This window comes from Streptomyces sp. NPDC044921, assembly GCF_056432865.1.
In genome coordinates this window covers 124,681-143,850 of sequence record NZ_JBWKIF010000007.1, presented here as the reverse complement: position 1 = coordinate 143,850, position 19,170 = coordinate 124,681, and the positions used below count along the sequence as shown (strand labels likewise).

Genomic DNA, 19,170 nt, shown 5'->3' with positions numbered 1-19,170 from the left:
CCCCGCCCTGGCCAGGACCCCTGCGGTCCTCGGGCTGGGGCCCCGCCCCTACCAGGGCCCTGCGGTCCTCGGGCAGGGCGGGCGCCGCCGTGCTGATTCCGTGACGCGGCCGTGAGGCCGGGTCAGTCCGCGATCGGCAGGTACACGCGGTTGCCGCTCGCCGCGAACTCCTTCGACTTCTGCGCCATGCCCTCCTCGATCTCGGTCCGGCTGCCGCCGTGTTCACGGCGGATGTCCTGGGAGATCCTCATGCTGTAGAGCATTACTCAACCCCACACATGCGCTGCGGTCGTCCCAGCAGCCCAGCCATGGACCGAGGGGAACACCTGGGCAAGCGCGAGGAGTTGGTCAGCAAGCTGCGAGGTACGCCCGAGGGACTGCCGTCCGTCGAGAAAGTGCGCACCATGCTGGCTTCCGACCCGGAGCTGAAGTGCGTCGTCTGCTACGCACGGATCTCGTTCGAGGGCCGGGTAAAGGACGCCCACGGCGTCGAGGACCAGCACCGGGACATGACCGAGACCGCCCGCAGGTTCGGATGGCTCGTCGTCTACCGCTACATGGACAACGACAAGAGCGCGAGCAAGGAGAACAGCGTTCGCGATGACTTCGAACAGCTGCTCGCCGATCTTGCTGCCGGGACGACGCCGGACGGGTACCCGATCCACGGCGTCATGGCGGTCAACGACGACCGGCTGTACCGGCGCCCGAGTGACTGGGAGCGGTACCTGAAGGCGTTCACCACGCAGGAAGGACGCGTCTACCACGACTCGAACGGCATCCAGGACCTCTATGCCGAAGGCTTCGAGATCAAAGGGCTTCTGGGGGTTGCCATGTCCCTCAGCGAGACGAGGAAGAAGGAGCGTCGGAGCAGGAACAGCCACCGCAGCCGTGCGATCCGTGGGCAGTCGGTAGCGGCATGGCGCCCCTTCGGATGGGAGGACGACAAGGTCTCCTTGCGCCCGGACGAGGCGGAAGCCATCCGTCAGGCGGTGAAGGACGTGATCGCGGGTGCCTCCATTTCCGAGATCACGCGCCGGTGGAAGGAGGCCGGCTTCATCACGAGTCGCGGGAACGCCTTCCAGTACCAGACTGTCAAGCAGGTCCTGGTGAACGCGCGGCTGTGTGGATATCGCGAGATCAAGGGCGAACTTGTCCGTGACGGCGATGATCAGCCCATCGTGGGCGAGTGGGAGCCGATCATCACTCCGAAGGAGTGGTTCGCGGTCACGGCCAAGATCAGGGAACGTGGCCGCGGAACCGGGATGCCGCGCGGTGGACTGGTCCACAAGTACCTGCTCACCGGCATCTTGCGGTGCGGCCACGTGCTGGAGGACGGCACGGTCTGCAACAACAAGATGATCGGGATCAAGGCGAACGACTGGCTCAAGTACCGGCACGCCTACATGTGCAAGAAGACCGTGGACGGCGGCTGCAACAAGACCTACAAGCGTGGCGACAAGACGGACAAAGTCATCGAGGAACTGGTCATCGCCAAGTTGGAGCGCGATGCGGCCAGCAAGGCCCAGGACGTACCGGACTGGGACAAGGCCGATGCCCTGGAGCGAGCCGTCAGGAGCCGCAACGAGCTGGAGCGGCGTTGGCACGACGACGAGGACACGGACATCGACGATGAGACGTTCTTCCGCAATCTCCCGGTCCTCGAACGGCGGATCAAGGAGCTTCGTGCGGACCAGCGGGCGCACGAAGCCCTGAAGGCGGAGGCCGAGGAGGCCAAGGAAGACGTCAGGAACTCGTGGCGGTCGAAGACGCTCACGCAGAAGCGCGAGGCGATCAAGAAGGTCTTGAGCGCCGTGATCGCAGTACCGGGTGGCAAGGGCAACAAGACATTCGACCCTGATCTACTCAGGCCTGTGTGGCGGACTTCCGAATGAGCTGAAGTCCGAGGATCTCCCCCACGCTCCGCAGCTGATCATCGGAGAGTGGGGGAGAGTCGCGTAGCTGTCGCTCGATCCAAGCGCGTACTGCTGCTTCCTCGCGATCATCGCTGGTCTTCGCCGAAGGAGTACTCAGCTGGCATCACCGCTAGCTCGGAGAGCCTCCCGCGCGATGGCGCGGTTCTCAGCGATGTCATCTGCGATTCCGGCGGCGATGAGCGCAGCACCCGGGGTATGGCCGGAGCCGACGTAGCGCCAGTGCCTGTCCGTGACCGTCCCGAGGACGTCGACACCGCCTACGTGCTGGGCGCGTTCGGCCCGCAGTGCCGCGAAGGTGGTGGAGTAGGCGCGGGACTTGGTGAGGATGTGGCCCGTGTAGCCCAGCGTGTGAGCCCACGTGCGCAGGTTCAGGGGTTCGAACTCGGGCAGGCCGCCCAGGCGCCAACAGGTCCGCATGAGAGTACGGACGTGTGCGTTCACGGACGCAGCCTCGATGTCATCCCAGGTAGTGACCCTGTAGTCGATGCCGGCGCCTGTCTCGCTCGCTCCCTTAGTGACGTACTTGGCCACGTAGGCGGCTACGGCATCATCGTCAGGTCCGTCGCCGTCGGCATGTAGTGGGCGCACGTCGACTTGGGCCCCCCAGCGCAGAACCAGCTCACCCACGGCGGGGCTGTACGGCGTACGGACCAGGACACGGCGAGCGGAGGCGCGTACGGCCTCGATGAGTCGGTCCGCGGCCCAGGGCGGGGGTGCGTCCGCCGGTCCGTTCGGGCCGTCGAGGCGGACGACTGCATGCACGTGGACAGCCGCTCGCTTCTGGTACTCGGCGACGCGGTCGAAGGACAGCCGGGCGTGGTCCCGGAAGTGGGACTGTACGAGGCCGACCGAGGAGGCCAGGCGCCGCTGTACGTCGATGACGAACCGGTCCCACAGCTTGGAAGCGTGCGCATGCCACAGCACGTGGCCGGTGTAGTCGTAGCAGTCGGCACACAAGGGCTTGCCGACGGAGGGATCATCGGGACCGTGGACAGCGCCGCAGCCCCGAGGACGGCCGTGTGCGCATGTCCCACGGTCACGACGAGGCCGACACAGCTCCCCGGTTCGGTGCACGTGACCGAAGGACGGGGCAGTCAGAGTGACGAAGAGCCGGGGACGGTGGCGGACTGTGGCAGGGACGTTCTTGCCGCCGAGGAGGCCCGCGCGGACGAGGTGGAAGGTGTCGCCCGCGTGGAGGCGTGAGCATGCGGGGCAGACGGTTGCCCGGCGGTTGCGGCAGCGCACAAGAAGGCGTTCGCCGGGTTCGGTGCCGGTGTCGTAGTGGCGGAGGATTTCGCCGGTTGTACCGTCCAGGGTGGTGGTGGAACCGGAGAGGTGGACGGGGTGGGAGCAGCCGCCGGTGGCAGTGATCTGCTCCAACAGGCGGGGGAAGTTCGGGTCTTGGGCGAGGTTGATTGCGTCGCGGTCTGCTTCGGACAGCTGACGCAGGCGCGCCGCGCGGTTGAGAACGGCGCGCCTATCAGCCGGGGTGAGCTCCGGGGGGATGGTGGTGACCTTCCGGGGTGGGCCGCCGCAGCGGCACGGTGGGTGGGTAGGTGCGCGTTGTCGGTCATGGGGATCGCCTTCCTTGTGGGGTCGGGCGGAGCGAAGTTCAGCGGATGGTTCCGGTGCCCCGGCAGACGCGGCAGCGCCTCTGCCGTCCACTCCAGGTCCTACGGGCTCCGTCGCCCTTGCAGTGGGGGCACCTCACGCGGGGCATGGGCATGCCGTTGCGTTCCCTTCTCTGGTCAGGTGTGGGAGAAGCCGTTGATCAGCCACGTGACGAGGCCGTGGACGGTGTAGATCACAGGGGTCTGGCCGAGGTAGAGGCCGAAGAGGCCGACGCAGACCGCTTCCCAGGCGCGCACGTCACGGGAGCGGACGAGGAGGACGGTGATGATCCCGAAGACCACCGCGAACGTGAACGCCGTACCTTCGCTGATCACTTGTCGTCTCCTTCCGGCGCCGCAAGGGCACGGTTGAGCGCGGGCAGATCCGGGGTGAGTGCTGCGTGCTTCCGAGCCGTTGAGACGGCCTCTTCCGTGGGCGTGAGGTGGGATCGGGTGCGGCTCCAGCTGCCGTCCGGGCCGGTGCACACGGCCACGCCCCGTTCCTCTGCCGTGATGGCCTGCGCGACGGTCACGGCGTCCTTGTTCAGGTCGCCCAGGGTCATCTCTGCCGTGCCGGGATCGTTCACCCGGTGGCAGATCCGGCCGCCGAGCTGAGCCCGCAGGGCGGTGACGCCGGGCCCCAGGTCGGAGCCGACCCGCTGTCCGGCCACCACCAGGTGGACACCGAGCGCCGCCCCGAGCTGGGCCAGCCGCAGCAGCAGCGTGGAGCATTGCTCGGTTTCTGCTTTGCTCTCGCGGCGGCCGTCGGACAGGTACAGCTCTGCGATCTCGTCAACGATCACGACGACCGGCACAGGCCGGAGCTTGTCGGGCAGCTCCCATATGGAGCGCACACCGGCCGACCGGCACACGCTCATTCGTTCCTGCATGTCGAGGGCGAGCGCGCTGAGGACCGCGACCGCTTCGCGTCGGCTGGTCGCCAGTGCACTCAGCCGCCCGGCGAACAGACCGAGTTCCATGCCGCCCTTGCAGTCGATGCCGACCAGGGCGACGGGCTGCGGTGCAAGCTGGGTGATCAGCCGGGCCAGCAGGGTGGACTTGCCGGACCGCGTCGCCCCGGCAATGAGCCAGTGCGGCACGAGCCGCAGGTTCATCACCCAGGCGCCGCCGCTCTCCAGTGCGCCGATGAGCGCGGAGAGCAGTTCGGTGGGGGCGGTGGCTAATCCGGGCCGCTGGAGCGGATCACTGGCCATCGCCGACAGCAGGACGAGCCCGCGTTCCGGCGAGGTCACGCGCACCGCGTGAACCTTCCACGCATGGACGAACGCGTCGGCAGCCTTGAGGTAGGTCGCCGGAGTCTGCCCCGCGTGCAGTTGGACAGCCACGGTCAGCCCCATGCGGGTAGCCCGCGGAAACGAGATCCGTGGAGCCGCCGGCCGAACCGGATCCCCCTTGACCAGCAGGTGCCCGATGAGCGTGCGCGCCGGGAGGCGCGAGACGGACAGGTCGTTGAGCAGAGCAACCCTGCGCCAGGTGAGCACCACCCGGCACGCGGTCGCGGGGTAGCGGACCACGTACCAGTGCCAAGCCGGACGGTGGCGCCGCACCAGGTCACCGACGACCAGCACCCAGGCCAGTACCGCCAGGGCGAGGGCGAGCAGAGTCGGCCCCATCACGCGTCACCGCCCTTGCCCTGTGCCGCTGATCCGTGCGCGGGCATGATCGTGTCGGCGCGGAAGCTGACGCCGTTGCGGTCGCCCATCGACCAGACGAACGCCGTCAATCCGGTGACCTTGACGACCTGGCCCGCTTCGAGCCCTTTGGGCTCACCGCTCACGGCGATCTCGATCACGGAGATACGCCGTCCGTCCGGCCGCACGGTGACGGCCACGCTGTAGACCGGCTTGCCGTCCCGGTCCTTCTTCACCTCCTGCGTTTCCGAGTTGCTGAACTTCACTTCGGGCGCGTTGGCACACCGCAGTACGCCGAGCCGCGCCGTGTCCACGGGAATGGACTGCATTTGCTTTGGCCTCCCTGGCCATCCGGGGCGTCAGCGAGATACTGACGTCACTTGTCCTTACGAGTTACGACTATGGAGTGCTGTACGGCGAGGGTGCAACTACTTATGCTAACGAGTGATGTCGCGCGTGCGACGTACCTACGACCTAACCCGGAGACTGTCGAGATGACGGAGATCCAGCGCCCCGGAGCCCTCTACCAGCAAGTCGCCGGCGCCATCCGCGCAGCGATCTTGTCGGGCGAGTTCGCCCCCGACTCCCTGCTTCCGTCGGAAGCCCAGCTCATGGCCCGCTACAGCGTCTCCCGCCCCACGGTTCGCAACGCCATCGCCGCACTGCGGGCGGAAGGTCTGATCGACGTGCGCCACGGCAAGGGCAGCTTCGTACGCTCCAGCGGCCAGCCCACACTCACCCTCGAACGCCGCATCAACCGCACCACAGACAGCAAGTTCGTCATGCCCAACGGCGACGCCTGGCAGGAGGCCGAGGAACCGAGCAGCTACCGCACCCGGACCACGAAAGCCACAGGTCGACTGCTGGGACTCAGTGAGGAAGAGGCCGTCTTCGGCTGCGACCGGCTCTTGATCGACACAGCCACGGGTGCCCGCGCCATGCACCGCACGCTGATTCCGTTCGAAGTCGCCGAGGCGGTTCCAGTGCTCGCTGATGAGCCGTGCCAGCCCCCGGCAGCGATCTACCAAGTGCTCACTCAGGGCGGACACAAGCTGTGGTGGTCGGAGACGGTCCGCGCCCGCATGCCGCTGCCCGACGAGCGGACCACGCTCCAGCTCCCTGACGCGACTCCGGTCCTGCACGTCGCCCGCGTCGCACACGGCGCCGACAATCGCCCCCTGACCCTCGAAGAGCTTCACATCGGCGCGGACCGTGCCGAACTCGCCTACCGGATCACCTCCGACAAGCAGCCCGCGCGACGTACCCGCGCCTGAGCGGCAACCCGCATCGGTCGAAACAGCCTTTACTTCCTCAAGGGCGCGCCTGCGGCGCGCCGGGCCGCCCGGCCGCCCCGGCCGGGCGTGCGGCGTAGACGCCGGTCCCGGCCGGTCGCCGGGCACCCCCGCCCACAGCACACCCAAGGAGTTAGGGCGTCGAACCGCTGTCGCAGGCTGGGGCGTGGTGGGCTGGGGGTCGACGGCCTCCGAGACTTTAGGCAGCCACCATGGGGCGAGCCTCGAAGAACAGGGGGCCAATCGGGCACTACAACGGGCAGGGCAACTGCCTGCCCGATTCGCCGGGCCAGCGTAAGGCCCCCTGTTCACTCGCCCCATGGCAGCTCCAGCCCAAAGTCTCTGCGGCCGGCGACGTGCCCAAGTGCCCCGCTCACCAGCGAAAAGGCTCCTCACGCTGCACCACCGTCGCGGTCCGAGCGAGCCTCCAGCATCTGAGCGAGGCGATCCACAGCGTCCGGCCAGCCCGCCAGTCGCACCACACCCCGTCCGCCCTCGTTCGCCGAGGCGACGGCCCGTACGGCGGACAGCTCGAACCCCATGCTCAGGAGCGCCCGGTTCAGGCGATCGGCTGCCACTCGTGCCTCACGCCATCCCGCGATGTAGTCGACCCCGGACACCCAGAGACCGGAGTCCGCGCCCGTCACGTTCAGACCGTCGCTCAGCCAGTCCTCACCCGAGCCAGTCACGTTGCCACCTTTGCCCTGATCTAGTAACGGATCGTCAACTTCCTTGAACCAGGGCACGAACGCAGCACGACGGCCCCGGTACCATCAGGCACCGGGGACCGCCGTGTTCCCAGCCGGGCCACCCTTCGCTTTCCAGGGCTGATGGGGTGGCCCGGTCTCGGTTTGTGGTTGTCAGGCGCGGCCCTCCGGTGTGGAGGGGAGCTCCCAGAAGTCCGGAGGAGCCGCGCCCTGGCCGAAGGGGTCAGACTCCGGCCGGTTACCGGGCCGCCGCTCGCTCCCGATCGCGAGGGAGCGAAACAGGGCGACGGCCCGGAGATCACGAGCGCGGTACGGGCTCCATTCCGTCGTTCAAGTCGAAGCGACACCAGACCGTCTTTCCGCCGCGCTCTTCCGGTGTCCACCAGACCGCCGCTGCCAGACGCTGGGCGATGAGCAGTCCACGACCGCTGTCGGGCAGCACCGCCTCAGACAGATCTCCGATCAGCCCGGGAGAGAACACCTCTCCCACCGGAAGCGGCGGAGGGGTCGAGTCCTCATCAGCGACACCGATGAAGAGCCACTTCGGAAACATCTTGAAGATCACGTCGATGCGTCGGCAGGCACCGGGGGCGGCCAGGTGCTGGTCTGGCACGGCATGGTTCACCACGTTGCCGACCAGCTCGGACACGACCAACCGGGCGTCGTCCACGACCGCACTAGCGCCAGCGCCCCGAAGGAACACAGCCGTCATGTCGCGAGCGACGCGCGCTGTGTCACCGAACTCGGCGAAGAGCGTCAGCGTCAGGAAGTGGCCGTCGGAGGACGGCTCCGGTGTCACGAACCAGTGCGCGTACGCGTCAAGCTCACCCGCCAACCGTTCAGTCTTCCCGGCATCCATCGCTTTCCCTTCCGAGGCCCCGCGGCTCTCACGGCACCGCTTGCTTCACGCAAGCCAGTACAAGGCGAGACGGATGTGACCGGGAGCGTTCACCAGGGGGTTCACGTGAACACGGGCAAAGGCAAAGGGGGTTCATCAATGAACCCTCACGGTTGATACTGCTGTGACACGATGAACACTCGCCGTCATTCTCGGGTTGGCAGGGAGGCATGAGCCGAGAGCCGAACGCGCAGTTAATCGCCGTCATGGACGAGGCGAAGGTCTCGAACAAGGGCCTGGCGAAGCGCATGAAGGACGCCGCCGCTCAGCGGGGCTTCAGTCTCGGAACAACGCACGTATCAGTACAGCGATGGCGGGACGGCGCGGGCATCCAGCCTCAGACAGCGGCACTCATGGCCGACGTGCTGAGCGCCAAACTCGGCCGCCGCATCACTCCCGGCGATCTCGGCTTCTTCGATCACAAACGGCCGGCCACTCCGGAACCCATCGGCTATCCCAGTACGGTCCCCGACGTGCTGTCGATGCTGGACGGACTCGCCCAGGAACGGGCCGACACCGTGGTGTCTGAGCAACTGACCGTCTCGGACTCAGATCTCAGCTCCGCCGTACTGTCCTGGATGATCGCGCGCCCGGACGGCATCCAGACCGACAGGCCCGCTCAGCAGCGAGTCGGCATGCGCGACGTCCGGGCAATCAGGGACGCCGCCGCCACCTTCATGCAACTCGACTTCAAGTACGGCGGAGGCCACGGCCACAAGGCACTACGCCACTACTTCCGCCATGAGGTCCTGCCCCTGCTCAACGCCAGCTACAGCGAGAAGGTAGGCACGGCCTTGTTCGGGGCCGCCGCCGAGGTTTCCCAGTTGCTCGCGTGGACCGCGTACGACTCCGGAAACCACCGGCTCGCCCACCGCTATCTCACGTCGACACTGCGACTGTCCCAGGTCATCGACGACCGCATGTTCGGCGCCCGCATCCTCGGCAACCTCAGCCACCAGGCCAACTACCTCGGCAACCACACCCAGGCCATCCAGCTAGCCCGCGCCGCAGTCGAGGGCGCCAAGGGCCGGGCAACCCCGCGTGCCATGGCGAATTACTGGGCGATGGAGGCCCGGGCCCTCTCCAACGCGGGTGATCGAACCGGGGCGTCACTCGCCATGAACCAATCTGAGCGCTACTTCGAGCGTGCTGACAGTGCTGACGACCCGCCATGGTTGAGCTACTTCGACGACGCTGAACTCCTGGGCGAGTTCTGCCACTGCTTCCGCGATCTGAGGATGCGCCGTGAGGCGGTCGAGCACGCACAGCGCGCTGTGAACAGCACCGATCCGCAGTACGCCCGCACTCTCGGTTTCTGCCGCATGGTGCTAGCACAGAGCCAGCTCTTGAACGGAGAGTTGGAAGCCGCCGTCACCACAGCCAGCCTTGCCGTGGACGGCGGCGACTCCCTCCAGTCTTCCCGTGTCCAGCGGTACGTGTCCGACTTTCAGGCGGAGGTCAGTGCGTACGCGGCCAACCCCGCCGTCGTCGCCTTCAACGAACAGGTGAACGAAGCGCTCGCCCGTCTGGATGAGGACGAGTAACAGCTACGAAGGACGCCAATCGCGCGGCGCGTCGTCGTTCCTCAAGGCAGCGATGCGCCGGCGGTACTCGGCCGCGATCCCCTCGTCCTCCCGTACGTTCTGCATCAACCACGTGGTCATGCCGAACTCTTGGAGCCGCCGGAGCGTGTCGTAGCCGTGCCAGTCGTGCAGGTCCCGCCCGTACGCCCGCACGAAGTCGGCGTACTGCTCTTCGGTCTGCCACCCCAAGCTGTGGTGCTCCACCGAGGTGACCATCAGGTCCCACTCAGGGTGATCGAAGCAGAATGCCTCGAAGTCGATCAGGATGACTTCCCCCCGGTCGTTCACCATGAGGTTCTGCACGTGAGCGTCGCCGTGGACCGGCCCCTTGGGGGTCTCGAACCGCAAGCCCTCGAACTGGTCGCGCAGCTCACTCCACCGCTTGCGGAGGAAGAGCCTGTCGTCCTCCGGGATCGCCGCCTGGCTGATCCGCAGTTCCTGCTTGTCGAAGGGGTTGAACGAGGGCAGCTTCAGGCCAACGGGCAACGTCATGGAGTGCAGGTCCCGCAGGATGCCACCAAGTTCCCCATACGTGGCCTTACGGCTGCCCTCGACGATGAGCCGCCAGAAGGTCACCGGGTGGCCATCGATCAGGAACGGCTGCTCCAGCCCATCGACCAGGCGCGCGGCAGGGAACCCCTCCTCGGCCAACCACTGTGATACGGCCACCTCAACACGAGCCTTGGGAAGCCACGGCTCTCCCCGCGCCACTCGTACGATCACTGGCTCCGTGTCCAGGCGGAAGAGCGCGTTCTCTCCCAGCCGGATCAGCTCTGCCCCTCTGTGGTCCAACCCGGCCGCCCGGCAAGCCTCACTCATCACCTGCGCGGCCCTCGTCGATGTGAACCCCTCTTGCGATCGAGCAGCGTCAAGCGCCATGCCCGTACCAGCTCCCCTAGTCGCGCGCGATCAACCGGCGCACGCCTACGGGTGACCAACCCGACGCGCACCGGACACGAAGTCGACCGTACCTGCGTCACCGCCCCTGAGCGAAGGGCTGCCAGAAGCGCGGCCAACGGGCCCCAGCACGTGCCCTCGTCTCACCAAGGACTCAGTACGCGACCGACTAAGGGCGCCTGCGGAAAGAGGCACCATTTGAGCTTCCCTTGAGCAATGAGACTGGCGATTTGAGCCTGATTTGAGGAAACGAATCTCTCGCTACATCCCAGGCCTTCAGACGTCGCCGCACACATCATCACCACTCTCTCAACTGATCCCTTGCAACTTGATCACACAGCTCATAAGATCTCACTGCGCGAAGCCGGGGGCGTGTCCATGACACGAACGAGCTCGCGTACGACCACTGACCAGAATAAGGAAAATAAATGCTTGAGTTGCACAGCCGTCGCCAGCGGGGGACTCTGGCCGGGGTGGCCATTACCGCGACAGCATTGATTGCAACACTGACGCCTGCAGCCACGGCCGTAGAGAAGTCGGACCCTCCCACGTGGAATTCGGTGCTTACTGCCGCGCTGCTGAAGAGAGTGAGTAACGGAACCGGAAATGCAGCTGACATAGACGCTGTGAAACGCGAGCCGGAACTTGCAAAGATTGTCGTCGATCCGAGTCGCACGGAAACGACCATCGAAGAAGCCGTCATCACGGATGACGGGAAGGCTGTGAGCTCTGATGGCAAGCCGCTGACGCCGGAGCAGGTGGCCCGAATCATGCCACCCACCAGCGCAACACCAAGCAACGAGGCGGAAGAAGTCATCACGCCCGAAGAGACTGAAGCCGATGGCGCCACGCTCGCCACGTTCGCCGCGACTGCAGGCGTCAAGGGCGGCAAGTGGAAGATGACGCACATCACCCACACCCATCGCAGCTACTTCGGCTCGGTGATCTTCAAGTACCACACCTATGCAGAGTTCAACTACGGCAGTGGTAAGGTGCGCGCTTGGGGCTCCCGCTACGACGACTTCTCGAATGAGCAGGACGTCGTGGAGGTGGACAACAAGAGAATCACCAACGCAAAATCCAGAGTCCCCGCATCCTCGGCCACTTCCAAGATGAAGCGAAAAGTGCAACTGTGCGCCGTCAAGTATGGTTGTTACGCCACCCTCTACCCGTGGGCCCAGGTGAAGGTCTATGGTACGGGCAAGACGAAGTATGACGGCAGCGGCGCCTAGCAGGGAGCTAACATGAAATCTCTAATCGGACAGATAGCGTTGATCATCGCTATCTTCCTGGCTCTACTGCTGACTCTGGGATCCGGCTTTGGTCAGGTTGAGATCACGATCTGGCTCGTGGCACTCATCGGACTGATTTCATTCTCGGTTTGGCGTCATCGCCGAAAGTCACAGGCCTAATGCTCGATAAAGAAGCACCATTGCGCACCTCTGGTATCCGTCTCTCTCGAAGTGAGCGCCTGATCGGTGGGCAGCTACACATAAAAAGCGGGCTCAGCGGATAGTCAATCGCTCAACTTGATGCAGTTGAGGAATGAGGTGGATCCCGCTTCTGAAAGGAGCGGAATCCACCTATGCACGGAGGTGTTGTAGACCCAGCGCAGTGGTGGCGCCTCAGCAGCCTCGCGTGAACCAACAGGCGGTGCTTGCTCCCGACCGAGCTTGGGCCAGTCCGGAGCACGTACCGCTCTCAGGTGAGGATCAGTCAGCGATCGGCAAGTAGACCTTGTGGCCCGCCTCCGCGAACTCCTTCGACTTGCGCAGCATCCCCTCAGCGATCTCTTCAGGCGGGGCCCCAGCAGAGGCGTCACCACCGAACCGCTCTGTGATGCTTTGGCTAATCTTCATACTGCAGAACTTCGGACCGCACATCGAGCAGAAGTGGGCCGTCTTGGCGGGCTCCGCCGGCAGGGTCTCGTCGTGGAACTCCCGTGCCGTGTCCGGGTCGAGGGCCAGGTTGAATTGGTCCTCCCACCGGAACTCGAAGCGCGCGTCGGACAGGGCGTCGTCCCACTCCTGCGCACCGGGGTGCCCCTTGGCCAGGTCGGCCGCGTGGGCGGCGATCTTGTAGGTGATGACGCCGGTCTTGACGTCGTCGCGGTTCGGCAGGCCCAGGTGCTCCTTGGGCGTGACGTAGCAGAGCATCGCCGTGCCCCACCAGGCGATCATCGCGGCGCCGATGCCGGACGTGATGTGGTCGTACGCCGGCGCGATGTCCGTGGTCAGCGGGCCGAGCGTATAGAACGGAGCTTCATCGCAGATCTCCTGCTGAAGGTCGATGTTCTCCTTGATCTTGTGCATCGGGACATGGCCCGGGCCCTCGATCATGGTCTGTACGTGGAAACGCTTCGCGATCCGGTTGAGTTCCCCGAGCGTCCTCAACTCCGCGAACTGCGCCTCGTCGTTGGCGTCCGCGATCGAGCCGGGCCGCAGGCCGTCGCCGAGGGAGTACGTGACGTCGTACGCCGCCAGGATCTCGCAGAGTTCCTCGAAGTTCTCGTAGAGGAACGACTCCTTGTGGTGTGCGAGGCACCAGGCGGCCATGATCGAACCGCCGCGGGAGACGATGCCGGTCTTGCGGTTCGCCGTCAGTGGTACGTACGCCAGGCGCACGCCCGCGTGGACCGTCATGTAGTCCACGCCCTGTTCGGCCTGTTCGATGACCGTGTCCTTGTAGATCTCCCAGGTCAGCTCCTCGGCCCGGCCGTCGACCTTCTCCAGGGCCTGGTAGAGCGGCACGGTCCCGATGGGGACGGGGGAGTTGCGCAGCACCCACTCGCGCGTGGTGTGGATGTTGCGGCCGGTGGACAGGTCCATGACCGTGTCGGCGCCCCAGCGGGTCGCCCAGGTCATCTTCTCGACCTCCTCCTCGATGGAGGACGTCACGGCCGAGTTGCCGATGTTGGCGTTGACCTTCACCAGGAACCGCTTGCCGATGATCATCGGCTCGATCTCGGGATGGTTGACGTTGGCCGGGAGCACCGCCCGGCCCGCCGCGATCTCGTCGCGCACGACTTCGGGCGCCACGTTCTCCCGGATGGCCACGTACTCCATCTCGGGCGTGATCTCCCCGCGTCGGGCGTACGCGAGCTGGGTGACGGCCTTGCCGTCCCGGCTGCGTCGCGGCTGGCGCGGCCGTCCGGGGAAGACGGCGTCGAGGTTGCGCAGCCCCCCGCGGGGCGAGGTGTGCTTGATGCCGTCGTCCTCGGGGCGGACAGGGCGCCCCGCGTACTCCTCGGTGTCGCCGCGGGCGATGATCCAGTTCTCGCGCAGCGGCGGCAGGCCCCTGCGCACGTCGGTCTCGACGAACGGATCGGTGTACGGGCCGGACGTGTCGTACAGCGTGACCGACTGCCCGTTGGTGAGATGCACCTGACGGACCGGCACGCGCAGGTCGGGGCGGGTGCCCTCGACGTACGCCTTGTGCCAGCCGATGGACTTCCCGGCCTCCTCGGACTGTCCGTCCTGAACGGAGGCAGGCGTGCGTGCGTCCTTGTTGGTCATGAGACCTACTCCCTACGCCGGCATTACCCGGTAACAGGTTCGGCGGTCGACGCAGCGGCTTCCGTCTGCCGACGTTCCGTGTGAAACATCACTCGACTTCGGTGATGTTTCATGTGAAACATCGCTGGGACGGAGGTCAGCGCCCTCTCAGCCCGGTGCTCCGAGCTCCCGCGTGTACAAAAGGTGCCTCCACGCTAGCGGCAATCTTGGCGCGGTGAACAGAGGGCCCCCGTCGTTCTTGCGATGATCGGTCGGTGACCACGACACAGCGTCCCCCGTACCCTCCGCCCGAACCGTCCCGCGGATCCGGCGCCGGACACGGCAACGGTCCTGGCGACGGCCCCGGCAACGGCAGAGATGCCGCCGGGGCCGGAAACGGCCGTGCCCCGGGGCGGGAACGCGGGTACGGGACCGGTTCGGGATTCGACGGGAGCGGTCCGGGTTTCGATGGGACCGGTTCGGGTTTCGATGGTGACGGCCGGACGTCCGGTACCGCTGGGGCGTCCGATGCCGGCAGGGCGTCCGGTGCCGCCCCCACGGGCGGGTACGGAGCCGGTTCCGGTGACGGTCGAGGTCCGCGGTCGCGTGGCGGTTACGGGCCGAGCTCGGGTGATGGTTACGGGCCACGGCCGGGTGGCGGGTACGCACCGCGTGCCGGTGGCGGCTTCGGGCCGGGCGGCGGGGGCGGGTACGGGCCGGGCGGCCGGGGTGGTGAGTACGGTCCGGGTGAGGGCGGCGGATACGGGCCGGCTGACGGTGGCCGCCAGGGTGCCGGGTCCGGTGGCGGCCACGGCTTCCCCGGGCCGGATTCCGGCTCCGGGGGCGGCGGACAGGGTCCTGGTTCCGGAGGCGGCGGTCAGGGCGCCGGCGGAGGCGGACAGGGCCCTGGTTCCGGGGGTGGCGGACGGAGCCCTGGTTCCGGGGGCGGTGGTCAGGGCGCCGGCGGAGGTGACGGGCACGGCCACGGGCACGGGCCGGCGTCGGGCGGTGGTCACGGGCATGCGCACAGCCACGGCCCGGCGACGCCCGTCTCGATGCATCTGCGCAAGGTCATCGCCGCGGTCCTGATCCCGTTCGCCGCGGCGGTGCTGGTCGGTCTCGCCGTACTGTGGCCCGGCGGCGCCCCGCCGCACGAGCGCACCGGCGTCGGCTTCGACCGGCAGACCCAGCAGGCGACGGTCACCAAGGTCGTCGACGTCAGCTGCAAGGAGGCCGGTGCCTCCGGTGTCCCGCCGACCGGCGACACCTCCACCGCCGAGGGCTCCTCCGCGGTGCAGCAGGAGAACGGCACCTGCAAGCGCGCCACGATCCGGGTCGACAGCGGCAAGGACAAGGGCCGCACCTTCACCGAGATCGTCCAGCCGGACCAGTCCCGCCAGCTGCACGAGGGCCAGGAGGTCGTGGTCGCCTACGAGCCCTCGGCACCCAGGGACCTGCAGTACTCGGTCACGGACGTCAACCGGCGCGTGCCACTCGCGCTGCTCGCCGGCATCTTCGCGCTCGCCGTCGTGGCCGTCGGGCGGCTGCGGGGCGTCATGGCGCTGGTGGCGCTGGCCATCAGTTTCCTGGTGCTGAACCTGTTCATCCTGCCCGCGATCCTGCAGGGCTCGAACCCGCTGGTCGTGGCGGTGGTCGGGGCGAGCGCCATCATGCTCATCGCCCTGTACCTGTGCCACGGCCTGTCCGCACGGACGTCCGTGGCGGTGCTCGGCACCCTCGTCTCGCTACTGCTGATCGGCGTCCTGGGCTCGGTGTTCATCGGCTGGGCGGCGCTCACCGGCAACACCGACGACAACACCGGGCTGATCCACGGCCTCTATCCGACGATCGACATGAGCGGTCTGCTGCTCGCCGGGGTCATCATCGGCTCGCTCGGTGTCCTCGACGACGTGACGGTCACCCAGACCTCCGCGGTCTGGGAGCTGCACGAGGCCAACCCGTCGATGGGCTGGCGCGGGCTCTACCGCGCGGGCATCCGGATCGGCCGCGACCACATCGCCTCGGTCGTCAACACGCTCGTCCTCGCCTACGCGGGTGCGGCGCTGCCGCTGCTCCTGCTGTTCTCCATCGCGCAGAGCAGCGTGGGCACGGTCGCCAACAGCGAGCTGGTCGCGGAGGAGATCGTGCGTACGCTGATCGGTTCGATCGGCCTGGTGGCGTCGGTGCCGGTGACCACGGCCCTGGCGGCGCTGGTGGTGTCGGCCGACCGCCCGGGAGCGGAGCCCGCCGCGGAGACCGCCGCGGCGCGCGGTGGGAGGGGCCGGCGCCGCAAGCGCTGATCCCTCCGGGGGCGGACCGCTCAGGCAGAAGCGTTCCTGCACAGCTCGGCGGCGTCCGGTGAAGCGTTCCTCCACCGTGCCGCCGGCCGAGGTCTCACCCGGCGCCCTGCTCCGCCAGGATGCGGTCGAGGGCCTCGTCGAGATGGGCGTCGAAGTCGGCGAGCGAACCCTCCTGGCCCAGCGGGACCAGCTTGTCCGTGCGGTCGAGGAAGGCGACCAGCGGCGCCGTGGACGACCGGAAGAGCGCCTGGTCGCTGCCCACCTGCAGGCGGATCAGCACCTCGCCCAGCGCGTCCGGTTCGACCGGTGTGACCCGCACATCGCCCTCGCCGCACGGCCGCCCGACGCCGTCGATCAGCAACTCCCGGCCGAAGGCCCAGGTCACCGGGGCATCACCGGGCAAGTGAAAGGTCAGCCGCACGGCATAGGGATCACTGGTGTCATAGCGCAGCTCCACCGGAATGCGGAAGGAGAGCTCCTCGGACACGAGAAAGCTCATCATGACCTCTGCTTGTACGGACTCGCGCATCGCTAACCCCGTCATTCGCCGTCGACTGGCCGGGAACGAACCTCTGACATCTGGTGGAATCTTGCTGAACGTACACACCAGATCACAAGGAGTGAGTTTTCACATACTGATAGAGAGCGCGAGGGAACCGAGCAGCCGCCCGATCTCGTGCTGCAGTTGCCGGGCTGCCGGCAGCAGCCGGTCCGACTGGTGCGCGGGCAGGGAGATGGCCACCGTCGCGGCCGTGGTGCCCAGGGTCAGCGGAATCGCCGCGCACACCGTGCCCAGCGCGTACTCCTGACGTTCGATCACCGGTTCCATCCGGCGGATCCGCTCCAGCCGCCTCAGCAGGCTGTGGTCGTCGCGCACCGTGTACGGCGTGAGGGGCTGCACCGGGTAGCGGTCGAGGTGGTCGCGGCGGGCCTCCTCGTCCAGCTGGGACAGCAGGCACTGCCCGACGGCGTGCGCGTGCCCGGTCTCCCGGAAGCCGGCCCACTCCTCGACCGCCGGGTTGCCCGGGGTGTCGGAGACGCACATGACCTCGATCTCGCCCTCGCGGTAGACCGCGTAGTAGACGGGCACGCCGAGCGCGTCCCGCCAGCGGGCGAGGGCGTCCACCACCGTGCTGCGACGTTTCTGCCGCGCTCCGCTGCTGCTCAGCAGCTCGGCCGCCTCACCGAGGAAGAACAGGCCCTTGTCCCGGCGGAGATAGCCCTCGTGCACGAGGGTGCGCAGCAGGTGGTACGTCGTGGGCAGTGCCAGCCCGGTCTCCCGGGCCAGTTGCTTGGCGGGGGCGCCGTACTCGTGCCGGGCGACCGTCTCCAGCAGGCGCATCGCGCGCTGTACGGATCCGATGAGGGTCGCCGGGGGCGGAGAAGGGGGTGAGGGCGCGCCGGGAGCCGCCGAACGGGGTTGCGCGGGGACGGCGTGGAGGTGGACAGGGGCGGTGTCAGCCGGGACCAAGGGTCACTCCCGAAGCGCGAGGGGGCAGCCCGTGCGAGCAACACGGGTGGGCGTGTACGCCGCTCGCGGGGATGTCCCCGCGTCGAGTTCCGGACTCTATTCGTCCGCCACCGCACGCAGACGGCCCGGACGGGAAACTTCCCCCGGCCGAGGGAACCGGTGATTCCAGGCGTTTCCCGCTACCCCCACCGGTTTCCCACCGGTCTCACCAGTCGCCGCGCGACGAGGAGCTCGCAGTGAACTTCCGTACGACGTAGATCAGTCCACCGACCAGCGCCACGAAGACCAGCACCTTGAAGAGCAGTCCGATGACGAAGCCCACCACGCTGGCGATCAGCCCCCCGAACACGACGAGGGCGATGACCGGCACCGCGATCCACTTCACCCACCACGGCAGTCCCGCGAAGATCTCTCGCATCGCCCTTGTCCTTACCTCTCCGCCCCGTCCGAGTGCCGGGTCCTGTCGGTCCTGATGTTCCGCACTCGATGCTAGGCCCGGGACGGGGGCCACGGGGGCCGCGCACCCCTTGTCCTCCCCTGACCGATCCCCTAGGGAACCCGGGGGCCGCCCCTCAGCTCTCCGGCGGAGCGAAGACCACCAGCACCCTCAGATCCTCGGTGATGTGGTGGAACTTGTGGGCGACCCCGGCCGGCACGTAGACCACGCTGCCGCGCGCCACCTGGGTCGTCTCCATCCCCACGGTGATCGCGGCCCGGCCGCTCACGATGAAGTAGACCTCGTCCTGATGGTGCGGCTTCTGCGGATCCTGCTCGCCGGCGTCCAGGGCGTAGAGGCCGACCGACATGTTTCGCTCCCGGAGGAACTGCAGGTAGGCCCCGTCGTTGGCGGCGCGCTCCGCCTCCAGTTCGTCCAGCCGGAATGCCTTCATCGCCTTGTCCGCCCCTGCCTCTTGTGCCCGTGTCCGATCAGGTCTGCCACGATCAGACACATGATGAATTTCGTAGTCAAGACGATCGCCAACGCGGGTGCTCTGGCGGTCGCGGTGTGGCTGCTCGACAAGATCACCCTGACCGGTGACAGCACGGGCAAGGAGATCGGCACCCTGATCGCCGTCGCCCTGCTCTTCGGCCTGGTGAACTTCCTGGTCAAGCCGGTCGTCAAGCTCCTCAGCCTGCCGCTGCTGATCTTGACGCTGGGCCTGTTCACCCTGGTCGTCAACGCGCTGATGCTGCTGCTCACCTCGTGGCTGGCCGACAAGCTCGACCTGAGTTTCCACGTCGAGGGCTTCTGGACGGCCGTCCTGGGCGGCCTGATCATCTCGGTCGTCTCCTGGGCGCTGCACGTCGTCCTGCCCGACGGGGACTGAGCCA

Annotated in this window: 18 protein-coding genes and 1 pseudogene; 6 read left to right on the top strand and 13 right to left on the bottom strand. The window is 67.2% G+C overall.

Features of this window, described 5'->3' with window-relative positions; all coding sequences use genetic code 11:
• Positions 1 to 122: 122 nt before the first annotated feature.
• A pseudogene (locus tag AC07DA_RS13390) lies at positions 123 to 254 on the bottom strand (thiamine biosynthesis protein ThiC); the annotation flags it as partial.
• Between the two features lie 54 nt (positions 255 to 308).
• On the opposite strand from AC07DA_RS13390, the gene AC07DA_RS13385 reads away from it, so the two are divergent.
• Entirely contained in the window at positions 309 to 1,892 is a 1,584-nt protein-coding gene (locus AC07DA_RS13385) for a recombinase family protein (RefSeq protein WP_479127527.1), read from the top strand.
• Positions 1,893 to 2,027: 135 nt separating this feature from the next.
• On the opposite strand, the gene AC07DA_RS13380 is transcribed toward AC07DA_RS13385, so the two are convergent.
• The 4 genes from AC07DA_RS13380 to AC07DA_RS13365 all read right to left on the bottom strand — a co-directional run bounded on the left by AC07DA_RS13380 (position 2,028) and on the right by AC07DA_RS13365 (position 5,525).
• A complete protein-coding gene (locus AC07DA_RS13380) occupies positions 2,028 to 3,383 on the bottom strand; it encodes a replication initiator (protein ID WP_479127832.1) in 1,356 nt (451 codons plus the stop codon).
• A gap of 299 nt (positions 3,384 to 3,682) precedes the next feature.
• Entirely contained in the window at positions 3,683 to 3,880 is a 198-nt protein-coding gene (locus AC07DA_RS13375; protein WP_003991451.1) for a hypothetical protein, read from the bottom strand.
• Complete coding sequence (locus AC07DA_RS13370; protein ID WP_479127525.1) at positions 3,877 to 5,178, bottom strand: FtsK/SpoIIIE domain-containing protein; 1,302 nt, start codon at positions 5,176 to 5,178, stop codon at positions 3,877 to 3,879. Before AC07DA_RS13370 ends, AC07DA_RS13375 begins: the two co-directional genes overlap by 4 nt.
• The gene (locus tag AC07DA_RS13365; RefSeq protein ID WP_479127524.1) at positions 5,178 to 5,525 is read right to left on the bottom strand and encodes an SCO3933 family regulatory protein; all 348 of its coding nucleotides are present in this window, start codon (positions 5,523 to 5,525) and stop codon (positions 5,178 to 5,180) included. Before AC07DA_RS13365 ends, AC07DA_RS13370 begins: the two co-directional genes overlap by 1 nt.
• A 165-nt stretch (positions 5,526 to 5,690) precedes the next feature.
• On the opposite strand from AC07DA_RS13365, the gene AC07DA_RS13360 reads away from it, so the two are divergent.
• Entirely contained in the window at positions 5,691 to 6,470 is a 780-nt protein-coding gene (locus AC07DA_RS13360; RefSeq protein ID WP_479127522.1) for a GntR family transcriptional regulator, read from the top strand.
• 410 nt (positions 6,471 to 6,880) lie between these two features.
• On the opposite strand, the gene AC07DA_RS13355 is transcribed toward AC07DA_RS13360, so the two are convergent.
• Together AC07DA_RS13355 and AC07DA_RS13350 are read right to left on the bottom strand one after the other, a co-directional pair.
• Positions 6,881 to 7,177, bottom strand: a complete 297-nt coding sequence (locus AC07DA_RS13355; protein ID WP_479127830.1) for a hypothetical protein — start codon at positions 7,175 to 7,177, stop codon at positions 6,881 to 6,883.
• A 316-nt stretch (positions 7,178 to 7,493) separates the two neighbouring features.
• The gene (locus AC07DA_RS13350) at positions 7,494 to 8,054 is read right to left on the bottom strand and encodes an ATP-binding protein (protein ID WP_479127521.1); all 561 of its coding nucleotides are present in this window, start codon (positions 8,052 to 8,054) and stop codon (positions 7,494 to 7,496) included.
• 209 nt (positions 8,055 to 8,263) lie between these two features.
• On the opposite strand from AC07DA_RS13350, the gene AC07DA_RS13345 reads away from it, so the two are divergent.
• The gene (locus AC07DA_RS13345) at positions 8,264 to 9,637 is read left to right on the top strand and encodes a sporulation protein (protein WP_479127520.1); all 1,374 of its coding nucleotides are present in this window, start codon (positions 8,264 to 8,266) and stop codon (positions 9,635 to 9,637) included.
• Between the two features lie 3 nt (positions 9,638 to 9,640).
• Here AC07DA_RS13345 and AC07DA_RS13340 read toward each other — a convergent pair whose 3' ends face one another.
• The gene (locus AC07DA_RS13340; RefSeq protein ID WP_479127519.1) at positions 9,641 to 10,555 is read right to left on the bottom strand and encodes a phosphotransferase enzyme family protein; all 915 of its coding nucleotides are present in this window, start codon (positions 10,553 to 10,555) and stop codon (positions 9,641 to 9,643) included.
• Between the two features lie 446 nt (positions 10,556 to 11,001).
• On the opposite strand from AC07DA_RS13340, the gene AC07DA_RS13335 reads away from it, so the two are divergent.
• Positions 11,002 to 11,805, top strand: a complete 804-nt coding sequence (locus AC07DA_RS13335; protein ID WP_479127518.1) for a hypothetical protein — start codon at positions 11,002 to 11,004, stop codon at positions 11,803 to 11,805.
• Between the two features lie 480 nt (positions 11,806 to 12,285).
• On the opposite strand, the gene thiC is transcribed toward AC07DA_RS13335, so the two are convergent.
• On the bottom strand, positions 12,286 to 14,088 hold the full coding sequence (thiC, locus tag AC07DA_RS13330; protein WP_479127516.1) for a phosphomethylpyrimidine synthase ThiC: 1,803 nt from the start codon (positions 14,086 to 14,088) through the stop codon (positions 12,286 to 12,288).
• Positions 14,089 to 15,122: 1,034 nt separating this feature from the next.
• On the opposite strand from thiC, the gene AC07DA_RS13325 reads away from it, so the two are divergent.
• The gene (locus AC07DA_RS13325; protein WP_479127515.1) at positions 15,123 to 16,367 is read left to right on the top strand and encodes a YibE/F family protein; all 1,245 of its coding nucleotides are present in this window, start codon (positions 15,123 to 15,125) and stop codon (positions 16,365 to 16,367) included.
• 94 nt (positions 16,368 to 16,461) lie between these two features.
• Here AC07DA_RS13325 and AC07DA_RS13320 read toward each other — a convergent pair whose 3' ends face one another.
• From AC07DA_RS13320 to AC07DA_RS13305, 4 genes are all read right to left on the bottom strand, one after another.
• Complete coding sequence (locus tag AC07DA_RS13320; protein WP_479127513.1) at positions 16,462 to 16,896, bottom strand: SsgA family sporulation/cell division regulator; 435 nt, start codon at positions 16,894 to 16,896, stop codon at positions 16,462 to 16,464.
• A 99-nt stretch (positions 16,897 to 16,995) separates the two neighbouring features.
• On the bottom strand, positions 16,996 to 17,730 hold the full coding sequence (locus tag AC07DA_RS13315) for an IclR family transcriptional regulator (RefSeq protein WP_479127828.1): 735 nt from the start codon (positions 17,728 to 17,730) through the stop codon (positions 16,996 to 16,998).
• A 313-nt stretch (positions 17,731 to 18,043) separates the two neighbouring features.
• Positions 18,044 to 18,256 carry a DUF5326 family protein gene (locus AC07DA_RS13310; protein WP_470826073.1) on the bottom strand — a complete coding sequence of 71 codons (213 nt, stop codon included), beginning with the start codon at positions 18,254 to 18,256 and terminating at the stop codon, positions 18,044 to 18,046.
• A 154-nt stretch (positions 18,257 to 18,410) separates the two neighbouring features.
• Positions 18,411 to 18,728 (bottom strand): cupin domain-containing protein, encoded by a 318-nt coding sequence (locus AC07DA_RS13305; protein WP_479127511.1) that lies wholly within the window; start codon positions 18,726 to 18,728, stop codon positions 18,411 to 18,413.
• A gap of 60 nt (positions 18,729 to 18,788) precedes the next feature.
• Here AC07DA_RS13305 and AC07DA_RS13300 point away from each other — a divergent pair, with 60 nt between their 5' ends.
• Entirely contained in the window at positions 18,789 to 19,166 is a 378-nt protein-coding gene (locus AC07DA_RS13300) for a phage holin family protein (RefSeq protein WP_479127509.1), read from the top strand.
• Positions 19,167 to 19,170: the final 4 nt, after the last annotated feature.

Coding starts and splice junctions, on each gene's coding strand:
- AC07DA_RS13385 (WP_479127527.1), top strand. CDS start 309: ATGGACCGAGGGGAACACCTGGGCAAGCGCGAGGAGTTGGTCAGCAAG.
- AC07DA_RS13305 (WP_479127511.1), bottom strand. CDS start 18,728: ATGAAGGCATTCCGGCTGGACGAACTGGAGGCGGAGCGCGCCGCCAAC.
- AC07DA_RS13320 (WP_479127513.1), bottom strand. CDS start 16,896: ATGCGCGAGTCCGTACAAGCAGAGGTCATGATGAGCTTTCTCGTGTCC.
- AC07DA_RS13310 (WP_470826073.1), bottom strand. CDS start 18,256: ATGCGAGAGATCTTCGCGGGACTGCCGTGGTGGGTGAAGTGGATCGCG.
- AC07DA_RS13360 (WP_479127522.1), top strand. CDS start 5,691: ATGACGGAGATCCAGCGCCCCGGAGCCCTCTACCAGCAAGTCGCCGGC.
- AC07DA_RS13300 (WP_479127509.1), top strand. CDS start 18,789: ATGATGAATTTCGTAGTCAAGACGATCGCCAACGCGGGTGCTCTGGCG.
- AC07DA_RS13340 (WP_479127519.1), bottom strand. CDS start 10,555: ATGGCGCTTGACGCTGCTCGATCGCAAGAGGGGTTCACATCGACGAGG.
- AC07DA_RS13345 (WP_479127520.1), top strand. CDS start 8,264: ATGAGCCGAGAGCCGAACGCGCAGTTAATCGCCGTCATGGACGAGGCG.
- AC07DA_RS13335 (WP_479127518.1), top strand. CDS start 11,002: ATGCTTGAGTTGCACAGCCGTCGCCAGCGGGGGACTCTGGCCGGGGTG.
- AC07DA_RS13365 (WP_479127524.1), bottom strand. CDS start 5,525: ATGCAGTCCATTCCCGTGGACACGGCGCGGCTCGGCGTACTGCGGTGT.
- AC07DA_RS13370 (WP_479127525.1), bottom strand. CDS start 5,178: ATGGGGCCGACTCTGCTCGCCCTCGCCCTGGCGGTACTGGCCTGGGTG.
- AC07DA_RS13350 (WP_479127521.1), bottom strand. CDS start 8,054: ATGGATGCCGGGAAGACTGAACGGTTGGCGGGTGAGCTTGACGCGTAC.
- thiC (WP_479127516.1), bottom strand. CDS start 14,088: ATGACCAACAAGGACGCACGCACGCCTGCCTCCGTTCAGGACGGACAG.
- AC07DA_RS13325 (WP_479127515.1), top strand. CDS start 15,123: ATGCATCTGCGCAAGGTCATCGCCGCGGTCCTGATCCCGTTCGCCGCG.